At 48.6% G+C, this 19,584-nt stretch carries 20 protein-coding genes and 1 pseudogene; 3 read left to right on the plus strand and 18 right to left on the minus strand.

Annotation, left to right across the window (positions count from 1 at the left end):
- Positions 1–52: 52 nt before the first annotated feature.
- The 8 genes and pseudogenes from COHPA_RS0111240 to COHPA_RS26310 all read right to left on the minus strand — a co-directional run.
- Positions 53–253: a cold-shock protein gene (locus tag COHPA_RS0111240; RefSeq protein WP_035120662.1), complete on the minus strand. Its 201-nt coding sequence runs from the start codon at positions 251–253 to the stop codon at positions 53–55.
- A 269-nt stretch (positions 254–522) separates the two neighbouring features.
- Positions 523–813 (minus strand): hypothetical protein, encoded by a 291-nt coding sequence (locus COHPA_RS0111245; RefSeq protein ID WP_035120664.1) that lies wholly within the window; start codon positions 811–813, stop codon positions 523–525.
- 51 nt (positions 814–864) lie between these two features.
- Positions 865–1,308, minus strand: coding sequence for a HEAT repeat domain-containing protein (locus tag COHPA_RS0111250; protein ID WP_035119427.1), 444 nt, complete (start codon positions 1,306–1,308; stop codon positions 865–867).
- 388 nt (positions 1,309–1,696) lie between these two features.
- On the minus strand, positions 1,697–2,422 hold the full coding sequence (locus tag COHPA_RS0111255; RefSeq protein ID WP_027086271.1) for a glycerophosphodiester phosphodiesterase: 726 nt from the start codon (positions 2,420–2,422) through the stop codon (positions 1,697–1,699).
- 36 nt (positions 2,423–2,458) lie between these two features.
- On the minus strand, positions 2,459–2,950 hold the full coding sequence (locus COHPA_RS26245; RefSeq protein ID WP_281173023.1) for an extracellular solute-binding protein: 492 nt from the start codon (positions 2,948–2,950) through the stop codon (positions 2,459–2,461).
- Positions 2,951–2,955: 5 nt separating this feature from the next.
- Positions 2,956–3,786 (minus strand): extracellular solute-binding protein, encoded by an 831-nt coding sequence (locus COHPA_RS26250; protein ID WP_027086273.1) that lies wholly within the window; start codon positions 3,784–3,786, stop codon positions 2,956–2,958.
- A 50-nt stretch (positions 3,787–3,836) separates the two neighbouring features.
- Complete coding sequence (locus tag COHPA_RS0111270; protein ID WP_027086274.1) at positions 3,837–4,667, minus strand: carbohydrate ABC transporter permease; 831 nt, start codon at positions 4,665–4,667, stop codon at positions 3,837–3,839.
- A 34-nt stretch (positions 4,668–4,701) separates the two neighbouring features.
- Positions 4,702–5,046: pseudogene (locus tag COHPA_RS26310) on the minus strand (carbohydrate ABC transporter permease); the annotation flags it as partial.
- A 328-nt stretch (positions 5,047–5,374) separates the two neighbouring features.
- Here COHPA_RS26310 and COHPA_RS26085 point away from each other — a divergent pair.
- On the plus strand, positions 5,375–5,506 hold the full coding sequence (locus COHPA_RS26085) for a hypothetical protein (protein WP_245590340.1): 132 nt from the start codon (positions 5,375–5,377) through the stop codon (positions 5,504–5,506).
- A 457-nt stretch (positions 5,507–5,963) separates the two neighbouring features.
- On the opposite strand, the gene COHPA_RS23390 is transcribed toward COHPA_RS26085, so the two are convergent.
- Complete coding sequence (locus COHPA_RS23390; RefSeq protein WP_027086275.1) at positions 5,964–6,746, minus strand: ABC transporter ATP-binding protein; 783 nt, start codon at positions 6,744–6,746, stop codon at positions 5,964–5,966.
- Positions 6,747–7,047: 301 nt separating this feature from the next.
- Here COHPA_RS23390 and COHPA_RS0111285 point away from each other — a divergent pair, with 301 nt between their 5' ends.
- The gene (locus COHPA_RS0111285) at positions 7,048–9,642 is read left to right on the plus strand and encodes a tetratricopeptide repeat protein (RefSeq protein WP_027086276.1); all 2,595 of its coding nucleotides are present in this window, start codon (positions 7,048–7,050) and stop codon (positions 9,640–9,642) included.
- Positions 9,643–9,698: 56 nt separating this feature from the next.
- Here the strand turns inward: COHPA_RS0111285 and COHPA_RS0111290 are convergent, their stop codons facing one another.
- From COHPA_RS0111290 to COHPA_RS0111300, 3 genes are read right to left on the minus strand one after another with little or no spacing between them, the layout of a single operon-like run.
- Entirely contained in the window at positions 9,699–10,373 is a 675-nt protein-coding gene (locus tag COHPA_RS0111290; protein WP_027086277.1) for an HAD family hydrolase, read from the minus strand.
- A gap of 21 nt (positions 10,374–10,394) precedes the next feature.
- The gene (locus COHPA_RS0111295; RefSeq protein ID WP_027086278.1) at positions 10,395–11,441 is read right to left on the minus strand and encodes an NAD(P)-dependent alcohol dehydrogenase; all 1,047 of its coding nucleotides are present in this window, start codon (positions 11,439–11,441) and stop codon (positions 10,395–10,397) included.
- A 33-nt stretch (positions 11,442–11,474) separates the two neighbouring features.
- Positions 11,475–12,329 carry an ROK family protein gene (locus COHPA_RS0111300; RefSeq protein ID WP_027086279.1) on the minus strand — a complete coding sequence of 285 codons (855 nt, stop codon included), beginning with the start codon at positions 12,327–12,329 and terminating at the stop codon, positions 11,475–11,477.
- Positions 12,330–12,554: 225 nt separating this feature from the next.
- Here COHPA_RS0111300 and COHPA_RS0111305 point away from each other — a divergent pair, with 225 nt between their 5' ends.
- A complete protein-coding gene (locus tag COHPA_RS0111305) occupies positions 12,555–13,574 on the plus strand; it encodes an alcohol dehydrogenase catalytic domain-containing protein (protein ID WP_027086280.1) in 1,020 nt (339 codons plus the stop codon).
- A gap of 112 nt (positions 13,575–13,686) precedes the next feature.
- Here the strand turns inward: COHPA_RS0111305 and COHPA_RS0111310 are convergent, their stop codons facing one another.
- The 6 genes from COHPA_RS0111310 to COHPA_RS0111335 form a co-directional block, all read right to left on the minus strand.
- Positions 13,687–14,196 (minus strand): MgtC/SapB family protein, encoded by a 510-nt coding sequence (locus COHPA_RS0111310; protein ID WP_027086281.1) that lies wholly within the window; start codon positions 14,194–14,196, stop codon positions 13,687–13,689.
- 34 nt (positions 14,197–14,230) lie between these two features.
- Positions 14,231–15,016, minus strand: coding sequence for a DeoR/GlpR family DNA-binding transcription regulator (locus COHPA_RS0111315; RefSeq protein ID WP_027086282.1), 786 nt, complete (start codon positions 15,014–15,016; stop codon positions 14,231–14,233).
- A gap of 127 nt (positions 15,017–15,143) precedes the next feature.
- Positions 15,144–16,187 carry a galactitol-1-phosphate 5-dehydrogenase gene (locus COHPA_RS0111320; protein WP_027086283.1) on the minus strand — a complete coding sequence of 348 codons (1,044 nt, stop codon included), beginning with the start codon at positions 16,185–16,187 and terminating at the stop codon, positions 15,144–15,146.
- Between the two features lie 5 nt (positions 16,188–16,192).
- Positions 16,193–17,689, minus strand: coding sequence for a xylulokinase (locus COHPA_RS0111325; RefSeq protein ID WP_027086284.1), 1,497 nt, complete (start codon positions 17,687–17,689; stop codon positions 16,193–16,195).
- A gap of 35 nt (positions 17,690–17,724) precedes the next feature.
- Entirely contained in the window at positions 17,725–18,579 is an 855-nt protein-coding gene (locus COHPA_RS0111330; protein ID WP_027086285.1) for a class II fructose-bisphosphate aldolase, read from the minus strand.
- Positions 18,580–18,822: 243 nt separating this feature from the next.
- A complete protein-coding gene (locus tag COHPA_RS0111335) occupies positions 18,823–19,548 on the minus strand; it encodes a glycerophosphodiester phosphodiesterase (RefSeq protein ID WP_027086271.1) in 726 nt (241 codons plus the stop codon).
- Between the last annotated feature and the right edge of the window lie 36 nt (positions 19,549–19,584).

Below are 19,584 nucleotides of genomic sequence, written 5' to 3' on the forward strand. Positions count from 1 at the left end.
GTATCGATAAAAAAAGCCCCAAACGAAATTCTTCCGTTCGGAGCTAGAAGGCCTACAGTTTTACGACATTCTCGGCTTGTGGTCCGCGATTGCCTTGCACGACATTAAACTCGACGCGCTGGCCTTCGTCCAAGGATTTGTAGCCGTCGCCGACGATTGCGCTGAAATGTACGAATACGTCGTTACCGCCCTCTACTTCAATGAAGCCGAAGCCCTTGTCTGCATTAAACCATTTCACTGTTCCTGATTCCAAATAAATAACCACCTTATTCATATTTACATGACCTTTTTATTTATAAGAAATAAAAATTCACATACCGTACAAGGTTATTGCAGCAATAGAATAACCCTCTACGCTATGTGAATTCGGTCAAGACTGCTGTAAATTCATTATATCATAACTCTCCATAAATAACTAATAGGAATAGCACCCAGGCTTAGGACTTGAACAACGCGAAGCCGCAAACGCAAAAAAGAGCTCAGCGCCTACGCGGCACCGGGCTCTTCCATGATCTTCCTCACTTAACTTTTACGCTCGTTCTCCTTGGTCGCCGCCGCTAGCATAGCGTCCCAATTCGCGAAATCCGTCTCTCTTGCAACATGCCGATCGAACAACTCGTCGGGGATGTTCCGAACGTCTTCGCGCGTTTGTACTTGAAAATTACCCTTCGTTAGAAACTCCGCAAAGCTACTCGATTGGGAATGCTTCTTCATAAACGTTTCGTCAAACAGTTGCGCGAGCGGAACGCCTTCAGGATCGACCTGAACGGTTTTCAACCCTTGCAATTCCTTCAACAGTTCGTCGAACGCCATCGGTTTATTCTTTCTCAAACCATCACTCCTAGAAGTTTATTTACAGCTAACCTACCTAGTCCTTAATTCAGCCCACTTGCTCTCAAGCCATTGATCAAATTCAGCACCTTTAACGCCTTCGTAAGTATCGTATAGATCGATCCTCATCTTCTTGAGTTTCTCTTTAAACGATTCGAAGGAATGCCCTGCCGGCAAGCTCTTCTTGATTCTCAGCAGAATTTTGGTAACGCCGTGAATCGGTTCGCCTTGCTTCCTTGGCGGCAGCTGCACATCCTCTCCAAGCTGTTGCAGCTTGCGGAAGGCTGCCTCCTGTACGGAATAGACGAGATCGTTATTCAAGCGATGCTTAAGAACGTCAATGATTTTAGGGTGATTCCATTGACCTAGTTGTTCTACGGCCTCTAACCGCTCTCTCCAAGAGGATGTCCGATTCGCGGCTGTCTTTAACTGCTCATAATGAGTGGGTAGATCATTTCCCAATTCAACGTTGCTCAGCTCTTCTCACCCCATCCTGTTCAAACCTACCGTAATGATACTTCCTGCCATCAGCCGCATTATAATAACATTATATCATTGAATTCAACCAATTTATTGCCGAAAGTACAATATTCAATCATCCGACTACCTCAAGTTCATTTGAGCATTTTGTATTAACCTAGGTCCTTGCTCTCGTATGACAGCCCATGAGCGTATCCAGTCGTTCGTCCTCGGTGAACTCTGCCATGCGGTGTCGTATGTACTCTTTATAAGCGTCCAACTGATGAGTAAAAATCCACAACCTCATGAAGTTGTGGATGAAAGGATACAAGCGCCTTCTACAAAACTGCCCCCCATTTGTTGGATTCGATCTAACAAATGGGGGTGCAAGTTTTGCTTATGCTAGTTAGGCTCGCTTAAGCTCAGGATGGCTCTCATAGAATGCAGCCCAGCGCTCCAGCTCATTGGTCGTAATCAGCGTCTCCGGATATTGCCGTGCGATGATTTCCATATCCGCAATCGTATCCACCGGCCACGGACCCACTTCCACGCCCTGCTCCATAATCATGCTCGCATACTGCTCCGTCAGCATCTTCATCGGCACGCCCAGCAGCTCGCAGCGGGTTTCCTTCAAGAAGGGGAACACATACGGCATGCTGCAGCTGGACGTTAGTCCAAGGCGAATGTCCGCATCCAGCCCTCTCAGCCTCTGAATGCTGAAATGGTCGAAGCTGATGATGATGGTCTGCTCGAACGTATTGGTTTGGCGCAGAACATCCAGCGCTTTCTGCTCCAGACCCGGGTACAAATCGCCCGCCTGCTTCAATTCCACCATCACGTTCAACTTCCCACGCAACAGCTTCATCGTCTCTTCCAACGTCGGAATACGCTCGTGCGTCCCGATTCTCATCCGCTGGAGCTCCGCTAACGTATAATCCTTCACGTAGCCGCTATGGTCGCTCATCCGGTCCACCGTGTAGTCATGCATCACGACAGGCACGCCGTCCTTGCTTAGCTGCACATCCAGCTCTACATACGTATAGCCGAGATCGACCGCCGCTTGGAACGAGGACAAGGTATTCTCCGGGTGCTTCACCGGATAGCCCCGGTGCGCAATTCCTCTAATCGACATTGCGGTATGCTCCTTTATTCTTTCGTTATTCTGGCGTTATTCTTTCATTAACGCTTCGGCTTCCTTCTTGAAGCCGTTAAGCGTCGATGCGATATCCGCATTGTCGTACATAATCGCCTCGGTCGCTTTCAGGAAGATTTGATCCACCGCTGCGAATGCCGCGTGGTTATTCGTATCAATCGCATGCGCCAGCTGCTCGAATGCCACCTTGCGGGCAGGTACCTGCTCCCACTGCGCTTTCATTTCAGCCGACTCGACCATTTTCTTCGTGAATGGCACGTAGCCCGAATCCAGGATGAACTGCTGGCCGCCCTGCGGATCGTTGAACACCCAGTTCATGAAATCCCATGCCGCTTCTTTGTTCTTCGAATCCTCGAACATGACCAGGTTCGCTCCGCCCGTTGGCGCGCCATATTGCTCTTTCATCGGCAAGTACGCCGTCACATACTCAAAATCCACCACGCCGGCATGACGACCAATGACGCCCGTCGATTCCATCATCATCCCGACTTGACCGCTCGCGAACATGCCGTTCACAATATTGCCGGAATCCTGCCGCGCGGATAGTACAAGGCGCCCGTGCTTTGCATCTTCTTCAAGAATTCAAAGGCGGCCACGCCTTCCTGATCAAAGCCCATACCCGTGCCTTCTTCATTGAAGAACGCCCCTTTTTGCTGGACGATCATCGCGATCGGGTACCAGCTCGCATATGGCATCGTATAGCCATAGCGCTTGTATTCGCCATTTTCTTTGATGACCAGCGCATTGGCGACCGTCTCTAATTCCTCCCAAGTCGTCGGGATCTTCAGGCCTTTCTCATCGAGCATCGTTTTGTTGATATGCAGCAGCGGCGTGGAGCGGTTGAACGGCAGGGCGTTCAACTGACCGTTAAATTTCACGTTGCCGAGCAGGCCCGGCAGGAAATCGTCCTCGCTCATCCCCGTGCTGGCCAGCAGCGGATTCAGGTCCGCGAGCACCTCCGCTTCTGCAAGCAGAGGAACAAAGGCACGCTCGAGCATGGAGATGTCCGGTGCGGTTTTGGCCGGCACGGCTTGCTGCAGCTTCGTCAGCGTCTCTTGGTAGTTCCCTTGGAACGTCCCGATCACTTCCACTTTATCTTGCGAAGCATTGTAGGCCTTGATCATCTTATCGATATATTCCCCGTTGTTGCCGCTCATCGAGTGCCAGAAATTCACGGTTGTTTTGCCCGCTGCCGGGGTCTTGCTCTCCACCGCCGACGGACTCGGCGTCTCTTTGCCGCCCGCTGTGTTCTCCGGTGTATTGTTGTTTGACGCACACGCAGCCAGCATACTGATCAACAAGCTAAGGATAACAACCATCATGCCTACGCTCTTCTTTTTCATTGATACCCCTCCATTGTGCTTTTTTTTATCATTCAAGGAATCGCGTGAACTTACTTGATTCCTGAATAAACGAAGGCTTTGACAATCTGCTTGGAACAGAACAGGTACACGAGCAGAATCGGCACGACGAGCACCACGTTGCCCGCCATAATGATGTGCCAGTTGCTGATGCCCTCGGTCTCCCTCAGCATCGCGATCCCGATCGTCAGCGGACGTACCCCCGTCGAATCGGTCATCACCAGCGGCCAGAAGTAATCGTTCCAGTGGCTCACAAAGCTAAACAGCCCAATCGTGGCGAGTGCCGGGATGGACATGGGCACCATGATTTTTCGCATGATTGTAAACTCGTTGGCATTGTCCAGCCGTGCCGACTCGATGATTTCCGAGGGCACCTGCATGAAATATTGCCGCAGCAGGAAGATCCCGAACGCATTGGCGGCAAACGGCAGGATTTGCGGCCATAGCGTATGAACCAGCCCCCAGTCGGCCAGCATCAAGTAAATCGGAATGAAGGTCACCTGACCCGGAATCATGAACGCCAGCAGCACCAGGGCAAAGAAGAAGTGTTGTCCTCTAAATTTATATTTGGCAAAGGCGTAAGCCGCCGGGATCATCACCAGCATTTGAATGACGATAATGCTCAGCGTGACGATGATCGAGTTTTTCGTATAGGTCAGGAAGGGTCCGGACTGCATCGCGGTCACAAAGTTGGACCATTGCGGCAGCGCGGGCAGCAGCTTCGGCGGAAAGATCATCGTTTCCGGAAAGGTCTTAAGGGATGTGGTGATCATCCACACGAACGGAAACAGGAAGATCAGGAGCACGACGCTCTTTAACGCCACGCTGATCCCGGCAACCCCGTAACGCCATTTCGAATTCATCGCTTTCGTCCTTTCGCAGGCTTTTGTCGATCGGTTATTGATAGTGCACCTTATTGGCCAGCACCCGGAAGTAAACGAACGTGAGAATCGCAATGATGACCATCAATATAATCCCCGTTGCCGACGCATACCCTAGGTTGTTGGAGCGGTATTCATAGATGTGATACACCAAGGTCGAGGTCGAATTGTTCGGGCCGCCCCGGTCATGATCCGCACGGTATCGAACACTTTGAAGGAGCCGATGGTCATAATAATCAGAACAAAGAACAACTGTGGCGAAATCATCGGCAGCGTAATTTTGTAGAAGGTTTTAAACCCGGCTGGCATTATCCAGCGCGGCCGCTTCATAGATCGTCGGCGGCACGCTCTGCAGCGCCGCGTCAGAAACACAATAAGATAAAAGTGCAAGACCGGTGAGGTCATTCACAGACCTGAACCCGAATGAAGAATAAGAGTTGCGAAATTGAAAGGCTTGAGCATTTGGATTGGCACATTATCGATAGCGCTTACGAATCCAAATGTCGTGAATCAGTACTACAAGGCAAAAAGGAGTGACTGCTCTTGGCATCGATCGAGTTCAGGATCGAAGGTAACGAAATCCTTTGGCGACAGTACGGTCATCAAGGATTTGGATTTAACGATTGCGGCGGCGAAATCCCACGGTGCCTTGTCGGACCCTCCGGTGCGGGAAGACCACGCTCTTGCGCATGATCGCAGGCTCGATCGCCCAGACCTCGGGCGCGGTGCTCATTGACGGGCAAGGATGTGACGCAAATCGCGTTCCCGGACAGCGCGGGGTCGCGATGGTCTTCCAAAACTATGCGATCTATCGCGAATAGCTGTCCCCGTGCGGGGAAAATATGAATTTGGTCCTGCTTTGATCAGCAAGGTAAGCAAAGAGCGCAGCCGCACGAGCAAGTAGAGAGCACAGGGTATATCACAAAGCATAGGATCGCGAGCATCGCAGGCAGAATCATGACGTAGGGCCGCGCGTAGCTTGTCCCATCTCGTGGTGTTAATCCGTCGGTCTTCCTCATCCGACGAGCGTTTCGAGGTGGATCCGCAGCGGGGGGATCCTCTCTGCGGGATTCGGTTCTCGTCCGCACCGAACAGCATGATTTCTCTACCGACACCGGAGTCGTGACGTGCTCGACGTCACGAGTGAAGAGATCCTCATAGCACTTGATCATAAAGGTGAATTGCTCGTTCTTCACCTGATAGATCGTCTCCGAGCCGAGCATTTCACGCGTGGTTATGACGCCCTTGTAGCGGAACCAAGCGTCGAGGGGGTTCTGGTCAGCACCGCCGACTCCGGTCGAAAGCCGAAATGCGCGCGCATCCATGCCCAGCGGTGCGACATTCATCGGCGGGTACGCCGACGAACTGCGCGGTAAACCGGTTATTCGGCTCCCGGTAAATGAGATCCGGCGATGCTTCCTGCTGGATAACCCCTTTGTTCATGAGTACGATGGTGTCGGCCATGGACATGGCTTCCACCTGGTCATGCGTCACATAGACGAAGGTGGTGCCGAGCTTCTTATGCAGCTCGATAAGCTCGATCCGCATTTGAATGCGCAGCTTCGCATCCAGGTTCGATAACGGCTCGTCCATGAGGAAGACCGACGGCTTCTTCACCATGGCCCTGGCCAAGGCTACGCGCTGGCGCTGGCCGCCCGAGAGCGTGGAGGGCTTGCGATCCAAATACTCGCTTAAGCCGACGGTAGCGCTGATGCTCTCGACGAGCTCGGTGCGCTCCTCTTTGCTTACCTTGTTATTTTTCAGACCAAATTCGATATTTTCCCGCACGGACATGGTCGGATAGATCGCATAGTTTTGGAAGACCATCGCGACCCCGCGCTGTCCGGGAGCGATTTGCGTCACATCCTTGCCGTCAATGAGCACCGCGCCCGAGGTCTGGGGATCGAGCCCTGCGATCATGCGCAAGAGCGTGGTCTTCCCGCACCCGGAGGGTCCGACAAGCACCGTGAATTCGCCGTCCGCAATCGTTAAATCCAAATCCTTGATGACCGTACTGTCGCCAAAGGATTTCGTTACCTTCCTGAACTCGATCGATGCCAAGAGCAGTCACTCCTTTTTTGCCTTGTAGTACTGATTCACACATTTGATTCGTAAGCGCTATCATAATGTGCCAAATCACATACTCAAGCCTTTCAATTTCGCAACTCTTATTCTTCATTCGGTTCATTGTAATGACCTCACCGTCTTGCACTTTTATCTTATTGTGTTTCTGACTGCTACTTCTATCCTGCCTAACTGTTTAAATGTACAGCATGGCTGTATGATTAGTTCCTGAGTGTCTGGATAAAGCAAGTTATAATTAGCTATGATAGGACTATCAAACATACTGGAGTGATTCTAGATGGCAGAGCTCGAAAATCCAAGCTTATTCGCCGAGCTGCTGTATTCGGGCGTAGCCTCATTGAAATCTCATCCCGAATACAAAACAAAACGAAAAAAAAGAGAACTGCAACCCAGTGGACAGCACTTCTCTGAATCCTATCTAGATAAAATCGCTAACCAGCTAGGCATTTCACCGAACACCTTAAAGAGCTGGATTGGACAAATGGGAAATAAATATGTGCCTAGCAGAATAGAAGACGGAAAGCTGTTCGCAATCCTGTGGATTATTCTCAAGCATAGCGATATGCGTATTTCGTGGTTTGTGGACATTCTAAAAGCAACCTCAATTCCTGTCCTTGACCCGCCTTCATTGCCTTGGATTAAAGCTTGTATGACCAAAGCCAAATTGCAGTTGGAATATCAAACCTTTGGTTCGCCGGATGACAAAGATATCAATTGGCTCGTGAATCGGATGTTTGAAAAGGAGCCCGTACCAACCGATACTTTAGAACCCGAAGCACGACATTTGAATTTAAGCTTGCCTTTGCAGCATGTTTCGCATAATTTGCCAACACGGTGGGCCAATATTTTTGTGGGCAGAAGGGCAACGCTGGAGCTGTTGAACAAATGGATGCATTCCGCTTCTCCCATGTGCTTAATTACAGGCTGGGGAGGCATGGGTAAAAGCACGCTTGTATTAGAATCGGCTTACGCCAGCCTAGGGGAGGCAAGAGGGGAAGCAGCCAAAATCGAATCCCCTTGGCCGCGTTATGCATGTCTAATATGGGTAAGCGCCGATTTAAAAGGAATGAGCTTCAACTATTTTTTAGATACCATTGCCTATCAATTAGGTCGTGTAGAACTGCTTGAGCATGCGATCAACGAAAAACAATTTATTGTTCGGAATGCATTAGCTACTTCCTCCGTCAACGGCCAAATATTGATTATCGCAGATAATCTAGATTCTAGTAATTTGGATATACTCGATTTCTTGTCGAATCTACCGCAAAAGGTAAAGGTAATCATGACATCAAGGGAGCACGAGCAACAGTTGTTCCATCAAAGCTCTCGTGAGTTGTTCGTACTGCAGGTAGATGGACTGGAGAAAGAGGACGCTCTGCGTTACCTGCTTCAGGAAGCGCAGTTCCACTTATCTACCACGCAAGTAGAGTCCAAAAAAACGCATCTTTCTAATGTACTCTCCAGCGACCCTGCACTGCTTGTGGAATTAGTAGAGGTGACTGCGGGCAATCCCAAGGCGCTGGCGCTAAGCATTGCCTATATTGCAGATGACGCGATTCCTTTGGATGTCTTTATTGAAGAGATACGCTCAGCCAGCTTCTCTCTGACCTCTATCTTTGATTATTTATTCGGACATACCTGGAATCGCTGCCATGAGGATGTACAAATGCTGTGGATGGTACTCTGCTTCTTCCATACACCGCCAGACGAGCATAGCTGGGCCGCCGCTGCAGGCTTAGACCGCCGCAGCTTCCATCGTGCGGTTGATCAAATGCGGGCCTATACATTAATTGCGACTGAGCGCTACGAGAATCAGCTGTACTATCGCGCACATCAAACCGTCATCGCATACGGCGAACAGAAGCTTCAAGAGGAGCATCGCTTTAAAGGCGAGTCAGAGCAGCGCTGGGGGAAATATTATATTGAGTTTGCAGAACAACATCTTCAGCATGAACAGCTAACTCATCCTTATTGGAAGTGTCTTCCGGGGCGGGATCTCGCGCCTGTAAAGAAGGAATGGCCTAATATGTTCAAGCTGCTGCAATGGACAGTGGAGCGAAAGCAGCCGAAGATTCTAATCGAGCTGATGCTGCGCTTGTCCCATTTTCTGAGCCGAATTAGTTTGCCGCTGCGAATCGAATACGGATTGAAAGCCGCTGAGGCTGCACGGGAAGAAAAGGAGTGGCTGCTTGAAGCACTTTTTAGAATCGATGTTGTAGGATGGGCATGTTATGAAATCGGTAATATGGAGCAGGGCCTTAAACACATTCGCGACAGTCTGGCCATTATAGAAGAACAATATCCTTCTATACAGCAGGATGAGGTTCATGAATCCAACGACCTGCGCTCATTAGCGAACCAATTCATTGCACGCTATTATGTGGCTTTACATCAAATCGACAAAGCAGAAGAATATGTGCAGCGGGCAATTTCGATTGAAGCATCGCCGGTCATTGTGCATCGAACGTTATTGATACAAGGAAACATCGCAATGCTGAAGTCCGAATATGAACGGGCGCGCGAACACTTGGAAGAAGCTCACCGCGTTAGCTCAACCTACGGTGGAGAAAAGTCAATTGAGTCATACTATTTTCTTGGCATCTCCTACATTCAGTGCGGCCAATTCGAAGAGGCGGAGCGTATGATCAATCAATTGCTGTTTTACGAGCACAAAGCCAACCAAATTGAACTCATTTACTATCAGTACGCCATGGCACAGCTTCTCGCCAAAAAAGGAAAATATATAGAGGCAGTCCAACAGCTGCAGCAAACCCTGACACGAATTGATTCCTGGGAGCAAGGTATTCGCATACGGCGTGAAATCGAGACGCTTCATGACGAATTGCTAAGTTCGACCGCATTAGAAAGCTAATAAAAAAAGGATGAGCCACGGCTGAGCAGCAGCGTCAGCGTGACACATCCTTTTTTTCATTGAGAGGCTTTCGCCGAGCTTACCGAGGCAATAACCTCTTCCAAGGTTTGATCAGCCATCGAATGCAGCCGCAGCACATGGGGACCAAAGGTTAAGGCTCCAGTGATCTCATTCGGAACAATAACGACATTCAAGCCTGCGGTATGAGCAGCACGCGCTCCATTAGGAGAATCCTCAAAAGCAATGGCCTCCTCAGGCTTCAAATCCAGATGGGCTAGCGCTTGAAGATATAGTTCTGGATCAGGCTTGACCTTCTTCACATAATCGGCTGTTCGTATGCATGAGAAATAATGCGCAATATTGAACTTGTTAACGAAGCGTTCCACCCATTCCAAATGCGAGCTTGAGGCTATACCCATCTTCAGCCCTAATTTCTGTGCCGTCTCCAAATAGTCAACGACACCCGGCCTTAGTACACGTTCTTGCATAATACGAGCATGCTTGTCAGCAGCTATTAATCGGATATCTTCGACATTGACAGGTCGACTCGCGATTTCTGCTAAATGTAAATAAGGATCAAAGACCTCATGGCTTGTTCCTACGCATTGAATCCACGTCTCCAAGGGCAGGACCGAATCATATTCTGAATATAGCTCTCCTAGCGCCTCAAACCATGCGCTCTCCGTATCAATAATTAATCCGTCAAAATCAAACACGATGCCTTTAATCAATGGATTCCCCTCATTTTCCGTTCAGTTATTTGGATAAATCATAATTTTCATGCTGCTGTTTTTGTGGTGGATAGCAAGATCGAGCGCTTCTTGAATATCATCTAAATTGAACTTATGCGTAATCGCGTCCTCCAGACAGACCTTGCCGGATTGCAGGGCCCGAATCGCCGCAGGATACGTATTCGCATATCGGAAGACACCGAGTACATCAATCTCTCCATCTATAAGTTCATTAACGTTCATCCCAATGCTAGCAACGGCAGGAAGTCCAATCAGCACAATTTTACCGCCCCGCTTCACTTGAGCGGTGGTAGCCATGATCGCTCCGGCGTTTCCCGATGTCTCGATAATGACGTCCATTCCCTTACCATCCGACCAGCTATTTACCTTCTCTTGAAGCGATTCGCTTACGGGATCGCATACCTCCGTAATGCCCATCGTTATGGCAAGGTCCCTGCGATATTCCACAACATCGCTTCCATAAATTTCAGTCACGCCGAATAATCGAGCAGCGGCAACCGCTAATTGTCCAATCGGACCCAAACCGGTAACAAGAACACGGTCGTGAGGCTTAACCTGAGCCCGGTGCATAGCATGAAAACCTACGGATAGCGGCTCTAGCAGAGCCCCCTCCTCAAAGCTCATTCCATCGGGCAGAGGAAACAAAAAGTCAGCACGAACGGAAACGTATTCTGCCCACGCTCCATCTACCGGAGGTGTTGCCATGAACACAACATCCGGACAAAGATTGTAACGGCCGCTTTTGCAATTCTCACATCTGCCGCAGGTTACACCCGGTTCAACAGCAACACGATCTCCCACTTTAATATGCTGTACGTTCTCTCCAACCTCCGTGACTACGCCAGCAAGCTCGTGTCCAAGAATGATGGGCTGCTTCACTTCATAGCGGCCTATTCTTCCATGCTCGTAATAATGAACATCGGAGCCGCAAATGCCAATGCACTTGACTTGAACCAACGCCTCGTCCGGTTTTACTGAAGGTATCGGCACTTCTTTCACTTCGATTTTCCCTTGGCTTTCCAACACTGCTGCTTTCATCATAGACATATCGGCCACGCCCTCTTATTCGTATTTATTTACTTATTCGATTTTTGCTCTCGCTAGTGCAAGCGCACCCTTCAGAGCTGAGAATTCGCCTAGCTTTGGTGCCACAATCCAATCCTCGGGAAGCTCCAAATAGCTCTGCATAAGCTGCTTGACATGCTCGCGAATGTACGGAAACAGCTGTGCCTGCTTCATGACCCCGCCGCCAAGAATCACCTTCTTCGGCGAGAGGACAAACGCAATATTGACCAGAGCCTGCGCGAGATAATAAGCTTCTATTTCCCACAGCTTATCCTCCTTATCAAGCAAAGCAGCTTTTTTCCCATAACGCTTCTCCAGCGCAGGTCCAGCCGCCATGCCTTCTAAGCAATCGCCATGAAACGGACAAGCGCCTGGAAAGTGATCATCAGGATGCCTGCGTATTAATAAATGGCCCATCTCAGAATGAGAAAAGCCTTGTACAATTTTTCCCTTCATGATCGCGCCTGCCCCTATGCCTGTTCCAACGGTCATGTACATACAACTATCCAGACCCGCTGCCGCCCCCCAGGTTGCTTCTCCTAAAGCTGCAGCATTTACATCTGTATCGATAGCGATGGGTACGTGCAATTGCGTTTTCAAATAGGAAAGCATAGGGAAACCGCTCCAATGAGGCTTTGGCGTATTTAAAATTCGGCCATAGTTTGCTTTATTTGAATCCGTTCCAACGGGCCCGAAGCTTCCGAAACCAATCGATTGGACGTTATGTGGAGCAAAGTATTGCATGACATGACCTAAGGTCTGCTCGGGTGTCGTTGTAGGAATCGAGATCGAATCTATGATATGCCCATCCGCTGATCCGATTCCGCATACAAACTTGGTTCCGCCCCCTTCAATGGCGCCTAGTTTCATACCTCATCCCTCTCCTATTCTCTGTCTTCCTTCTTACTCACCAGTATAGAACACCTGCTTGCCGCCATTCTATCCATTCAAATTAGTTAAAAATACGGCGGCGCTGTACTTTTAATTTTGAACGGTAAGATAAAATGGTTAGTTTAAAATGCTATCTTGCACTACCCGCCTAATGTACAGTTAACCTATAAACCAGCCATTCATCTGAATAAGGAGGATTACACCATGCGTTCAATGAAAGCTTTATTCATAGAAGCGCCTTTCAAAGCGGCCATTCTAGATGTCCCCTATCCGACGCCAGGAGTAGGTGAAGTCACGATAAAAGTGGAACGGGCCGGTATATGCGGGACCGATGTCCACATATTCAAGGGAGAGTTTCTGTCCAGCTACCCGCTTATTCCCGGACACGAGTTCTCTGGCGTTATTCATGAGATTGGTCCTGGTGTTACTGCCTTTAACGTAGGAGACCGAGTGACCGCAGAGCCTAATATATTTTGCGGACAGTGCATCTACTGCTTAACCAATCGGGGCAATCATTGTGATGCTTGGCAGGCGACTGGGGTTACCCAGCCTGGGGCCATGGCCGAATATGTCGCTGTGCCTGCAAAAAATGTATTCCAAATTCCAGATTCCATGTCCTTTGGAGTAGGCGCTTTCATCGAACCTATGGCTTGTGTCGTTTATGCCATGAATCGGTTGCAGCTTAAACCGGGAGATCGCACTCTTTTATTTGGTGCCGGCGCAATGGGACAGCAGCTCATTCAATCGCTTACTCATGCAGGAGCATCAGAGCTTGTGGTCGTCGATATCTCTTCCGAGAAGCTAGCGCTTGCCAAGCAATGGGGTGCAACAAAAACCGTAATGAGCAATGAGGCCGATCAACACCTCGGAACCCAGCATTATCCTCGCGGATTCGATGTCGTTGTTGATGCTACGGGCATTCCAGCGGTCATCGAGCAAGCATTGCAATTTCTCGGGCCAACCGGCAAATACCTTCAGTTTGGGGTGACTGCTCAAAATAGCAAAATTACGCTCAGCCCCTTTGACCTGTATCAAAAAGATTGGACATTGATCGGCTCAATGGCCATTAATCATACCTTCTATCCGGCATTGCAGTGGGTCAAGAATGATCGAGTCCAATTGGAGCACTTGATTACCAAGGTTATTCCATTACATGAAGTTCCAGAGCTGTTAGCAGCAGGTGCAGGACCGAACCACTTAAAGGTACAAATCCAGATTGCTTAGAAAATACAATAACCCCTCCGTTCAACGAAAGCTAAGCGCATCCAATCAGGTGCCTCTTAACCTTTGTTGATCGTGAGGGGTTTTTATCGCTTGTTGTTATTCCATTACTGCACTAATTGGAATCGTCGAGTGACATGATATCTTTGCTCTCCATTTTTAGGACTTGCCGTTTTTCGATCCATTCCCCAATCCATACAAACACATTGGTGATAATAAACGAGAAAAAGACAATGGAATATAGTCCCGCACCAATGGCTATACCTATTCCGCCTGCATAAAAGATCATAGCCGCAGATGTTAGGCCTACCACTTTGGAGCCATCCTTCAAGATCACCCCAGCACCTATGAAGCCTACTCCCGTAACGATTTGTGCGGCAAGCCTCATCGGATCCATCATGGTATGCTCTTTTACACCGGAATATAAGAAGACGCTTTGAATCGACACAATGGTAATAAGGGCGGAAGCAGTAGCCACATACATGTATGTTTTTACACCTGCAGGCTTTTGCTTATGCGTACGGTTTAATCCGATGATAAACCCAAACAGCGCACTGACGAATATACGAAACAACCATTCATACTCATGTAAAATGGCCCCCAGCCATTCATCTATACCATTCATTCTGCTACCTCGCTATTCCGCTATGCAATCTGTATTATACGACGAGGACTCGAATTCCCATATCGCGCAGCTTATTCACGACATCCATGGGTGCTTTTTGATCGGTAATTACGGTGTGAATCTGTTCCGTACGCTCAATACGATAGAAGGCTACCTTATTGAATTTACTATGGTCAACCAGCAGCACGACATGCTTGGCATTAGCGATAAGCTTGCGTACAACACCTGCTTCTTCCATACTTGGTGTCGTTAAGCCCTGGTCGATACTAAATCCATTCGTTCCAACAAAGGCGTATTCGCAATAGATGCCTTCTAAAGACTTCTCAGCTGTTTCACCGACTAAAGCAAACGTGTTAGGACGAATATTGCCGCCCGTTACAAAAATTTGATTATCATTTGATCCCATAAAGCTAGTAGCCACATTAATCGCATTGGTCACAATCGTTAAGCCAGCCCGGTCCCTGATTTTCTTAACCAAATGACTTACCGTTGTCCCCGTCGATAATGCAACCGTCATTCCATCCTGAATCAGCTTGGCTGCCTCGGACGCAATCGCTGATTTCTCATCATTTAGTTTATCCTCCTTCTCTACAAAAGAAGGCTCGCTAAACAGATGATCATTGATGACAGCCCCGCCATGACTGCGCAATAAAAAGTTCCCGCGCTCCAGTTTTTCGAGATCCTTGCGAATGGTAACCTCAGAAACATTCAATTCTAAGCTTAGATAAGATACATCGACATGCTTATGAGCTTTCAAATAGTCCATAATGAACTGATGTCTCTCCAGGCTTCTCAGCCTTCGACCGGTTTCTGCATTCATCCACATACCCTCACAGTGTTCTTTCGTTTAGTTTTGAATTGTTTTCTTTTACACTCATTATAAATAATTTTGTGAAAATTTCAATTCTAAACCATTATGAAAGTAATCCTGTTCCATCTCCATGCGGCTATGAATGCTGAAGCAGGATCTTTCCCTTAACCTGACTGGGAACTTGATAGAGGTCGAACGCTTCATTAATATCATCCAATGGATACTTCTTATAGATCATATCTTTGAAATTTAACCGGCCCTTCTTCAAAAACTTCAGAGTCAACTCCCACTCATCGCCTGGATACGGTGAACTATAGGACATCCATGAGCCCGTTAGCGAAAATTCTTTTCGATTAAGCAATTCAAATTGCTTATGATTAAAGGTTATGTCACGGACGGGAGTTCCAATGAAGCAAACCTTCCCTTTGCTCGCGACAATGTCGAAGCATTGCTTCATTGCAATGTCCGAGCCCGCTGCCTCTAACACAATTCCATATCCTTGATCCTTCGTTATACGCTTCCACTCGTCCTCAAATCCTGGCTTTGAGGAATTAATGACATGATCCGCGCCGAATTTCTGGGCAATTTGCAGTCGTTCATCATCAATATCGAATACGGTTATATCTTTGGCGCCCAGAATATTAGCCCATTGAAGAGCGAGTAGGCCAATGGTTCCCCCGCCCAGAATGGCGACATGCTCTCCGCCTTGATATTGAATGAGTCTGAGCGCATGCAGCGCAACAGCCGAGGGCTCGACAAATGCCGCTTCCTCAAAGCTAATGCTCTCATCGAAGGGAACGGCATTCTCTTCTGGTATAACAACGTACTCAGCCCAGCTTCCGTTCACTCTGGAGCCGATAAAGGAATAATGCTTGCACTGCGCAAAATTCCCGTTCTTGCAATCTCGGCAAGCATGACAAGGCACTAGAGGAGCACCTACTACACGATCGCCAATGTTCAACGACGTTACCTCATCTCCCATTTGCTCTACAACACCAGAGAACTCATGACCAAGTACGATTGGATAATAATGCGCGGCATCCCCCATCACTCTTGGCAAATCCGAACCGCATATTCCTGTTGCTTTTACTTTCACAAGTATTTCATGAGGCGCTAGCGAAGGAGTTGCAATATTTTCTACTCTAATATCATTTTTTGCATGCAGTACTGCAGCTTTCACGCTATTCACCATCCCATTTTCGGAAATAAATCCTTAAGTCGCTCATAAGCTTCCCGATATACGCTAATGACTTGCTCATAAACCTGTCGGTGGTTTATGTTAGGCGCATGTTCACGCTGTATGCGAACCGTTCTTCTAACCGCATCAGCATAGCTGTCATAAACACCCGTACCGACACCAGCCAGAATCGCTGCTCCGAGCGTAGTCGCAGCGTCAGAAGAAGGAATTTTAATCGTTTTCCCTGTGATATCCGCTTTTATTTGTGTCCATTCGACACTATTGGCTGCTCCGCCAACACTATATAAGGTATGAATAGATACACCGCTTTCTAATGCCGTACTCAGATTATGCTGCAGGGCCAACGCGCAACCCTCCATGATAGCCCTGTACATATGCTCCTTGGTTTTCTCATAGGATAGCCCCATAAAAACACCCTTCGCATCTACATCCCAAATCGGCGAACGTTCTCCAGCCATATAAGGAAGAAAGATCAATCCTTCACTTCCGGGGCGGATGCGCGCAGCGGCTTCGCTAGCCTTATGGAAAAAATCCACATCCGTGCTGCAAGCGAATTCTCGCTTCATCCAGTTGAGGCTTCCGCCGCCAACCGTTCCGCCTTGCAGAATCCACAAGTCCTTTACCACATGACAGCTTAGGATGAGCTTTTCGTTCTTTACCGGACGCTCCATCACGATACTCATACCGCCAGCTTGGCCTCCTTGCTCTTGCACATCGCCAAGCCGAATTGCGCCTGCCCCAAGCGTTGCACAGGCTGCATCCAAACCGCCTGCTACTACGGGCGTCCCTACAGCAAGCCCCGTGCAATCTGCGGCAGCCGCGACGACATCCCCTACAACATCGCTGCATTCATAAATATCAGGCAGCCAATCAGTCGGTATACCCAGCTCTTTAGTGAGCTCATAGTCCCATTCTTTTGTTTCAATATTAAAGACATGAAGGCCGTTGCCCTGAGAGACATCCTGGGAATACTGTCCGGTTAATCGATAGACAATGTAGCTGTTGCACTGCAGTATCTTTTTCGTCTTAAGAAAAAGCTCTGGCTCATGCTCCTTCATCCACATTATTTTCCCGGTGACATAGGATGGCGATACGGGATTGCCCGATAGGTCAAAGAGCTTCTCCGCGCCTATATTTCGCACCATGTCTTCACATTGCCGGGACGATCTGCGATCCAGCCATATCATGGCATTCCTTAGAGGCTTTCCCAAGTCATCCATGGGAATCATCGCGCCGCTCTGACCATCTACCCCAATCCCTCTAATGAGATGCGGAGCAATCTTGGTCACTGCAAACATATCATGTAAATTGTCGCATACCGCACGCCACCAATCTTCGGGATTCTGTTCCGCGAAGCCAGGCTGAGGATAATGGGTAGGATAAACTTTCGTTCCTTGGTAGACGAGGGTTCCATCCGGATTGAAAAGCGCCAATTTGCAACCCGAGGTCCCCATATCAATACCAATTAAGTATTCATCTGACATGGCTTAAGCCGCCTTTCCAAAAAAAGCCCCCTGCACTAAGCTTTATTGATACATCCGCTCATGGTCATTTTTTCAATTGCGATCTGCCTCACAACCCTTTTTGCCTCTACCATATAAGCACGTGGATCAAGCTCCGACGGCTTCTCTTTGAAAAATTGCTGTAAAGAGAGCGTAAATGCATTTTTCAGCTCCGTTGCCACATTCACTTTGGCCATGCCAAGAGCGACGCATTGCTTCACCTGCTCAGCCGGAATGCCAGAGCCGCCATGAAGCACTAGCGGGACATCGACCTTGCCTGCAATTTCAGCGATTCGTTTGAAATCAATTTTGGGTTCTCCCTTATAGATCCCGTGTGCTGTTCCAATCGCCGGAGCCAAAGTTGATACGCCTGTTAATTCTACGAAGCGTTGACACTCGTCTGGATCTGCCAGCGTAGCCATATGGTCCGCAACATCGATGTCATCTTCTACGCCGCCTACTTTTCCTAGCTCAGCCTCAACATTTACTTGAAGCGCCCGCGCGACCTCGACAACCTTTTGTGTCATCTCGACATTTGTCTCAAAAGGATGCATCGACTGATCGATCATGACCGAGGTGTATCCAGCTTTCATACATTTCATAATAAGATTGAAGTCTTGGCAGTGATCCAAATGAAGGGCAATGGGAATGCTTGCCTGCTTAGCCGCAGCCTGTGCAGCGCCTACAATATAATCAATCCCCAAATGCTTAACTGTTCCTACCGTGGTTTGCAAAATGAGCGGAGAGCGGCTCTCCTCCGCAGCGTCTACAACCGCTTGCAGCATTTCAAGCGTATGCACATTAAAAGCCACAATCCCATAGCCTTGCTTCCTTGCTTCCAATAATAAGGGTGTCGACGAAACTAATGACATAGAATACTCTTCCCTTCTTTTAACCTGTTTTCAAATCAATAAAACTTCTTTCGATTAACTTTCGTATTATATTGTTTAATTTCATTTATGCCATCATACTATTTCTATTTCGAATAATTGTCAACATAGGACAAAAAAATTTTCATTCCGAAACCAAATGAAAGATTTCTATTAAAAGAGCGAGAGGCTTTCACCTCTCGCTCTTTTTCTGTGAAAGTCTTTACATCTTGCGAATGCGGTGCTTTAGGCTCGCTTAAGCTCAGGATGGCTCTCATAGAATGCAGCCCAGCGCTCCAGTTCATTGGTCGTAATCAGCGTCTCCGGATATTGCCGTGCGATGATTTCCATATCCGCAATCGTATCCACCGGCCACGGACCCACTTCCACGCCCTGCTCCATAATCATGCTCGCATACTGCTCCGTCAGCATCTTCATCGGCACGCCCAGCAGCTCGCAGCGGGTTTCCTTCAAGAAGGGGAACACATACGGCATGCTGCAGCTGGACGTTAGTCCAAGGCGAATGTCCGCATCCAGCCCTCTCAGCCTCTGAATGCTGAAATGGTCGAAGCTGATGATGATGGTCTGCTCGAACGTATTGGTTTGGCGCAGAACATCCAGCGCTTTCTGCTCCAGTCCCGGGTACAAATCGCCCGCCTGCTTCAATTCCACCATCACGTTCAACTTCCCACGCAACAGCTTCATCGTCTCTTCCAACGTCGGAATACGCTCGTGCGTCCCGATTCTCATCCGCTGGAGCTCCGCTAACGTATAATCCTTCACGTAGCCGCTATGGTCGCTCATCCGGTCCACCGTGTAGTCATGCATCACGACAGGCACGCCGTCCTTGCTTAGCTGCACATCCAGCTCTACATACGTATAGCCGAGATCGACCGCCGCTTGGAACGAGGACAAGGTATTCTCCGGGTGCTTCACCGGATAGCCCCGGTGCGCAATTCCTCTAATCGACATTGCGGTATGCTCCTTTATTCTTTCGTTATTCTGGCG

It is taken from the genome of Cohnella panacarvi Gsoil 349 (genome assembly GCF_000515335.1).
GTDB classification, from domain to species: domain Bacteria; phylum Bacillota; class Bacilli; order Paenibacillales; family Paenibacillaceae; genus Cohnella; species Cohnella panacarvi.